This is a genomic window from Christiangramia aquimixticola (assembly GCF_048285835.1).
Taxonomy (GTDB): domain Bacteria; phylum Bacteroidota; class Bacteroidia; order Flavobacteriales; family Flavobacteriaceae; genus Christiangramia; species Christiangramia aquimixticola.
Window position 1 is genome coordinate 1 of the sequence record NZ_JBLVTL010000032.1, and the last position, 440, is coordinate 440.

The following is a 440-nucleotide window of genomic DNA, read 5'->3' on the forward strand; positions in this document are numbered from 1 at the left end:
TTTGTACTGAAATTAAATCAATTGTGTTGGTTTAGTAAAATAGTTTTCAGTTTGAAAAAATTTTATTCTGTATAATTTTGAATCGATTTTGTTTTGTTCGATTTCGAACATGTTTTGAAACATTTATTGAAATAATATTTTTTGCAAAAACCATGGAAACTTTGAACCAAATGAAAGTTTCCATAGTTTTGCCTCCAAATTCGAAAGAAGCATTGGAGACACGAGAGAGAATTTTAGAGATAGCCACCGAGCAATTTGCCCGCTTTGGTGTCCGAACCATCACTATGGAGGACATCGCGAGACAGGCCGGTATATCTAAGAAGACGATTTATCAGGAATATGCAGACAAACGCGATTTGGTAAAGGCGGTTTTTGCTCGGATTCTGGAAGAGGATCAAAAGCGACTGACTTTTATTCTGGAAACTGAAGATGGTGTAATT

1 protein-coding gene is annotated in these 440 nt (G+C 35.5%); it reads left to right on the forward strand.

From position 1 onward, the window contains the following. Positions 1-152: 152 nt before the first annotated feature. A partial coding sequence (locus ACNKXV_RS13360) for a TetR/AcrR family transcriptional regulator (protein WP_417908234.1) occupies positions 153-440 on the forward strand: 288 nt, incomplete at its 3' end.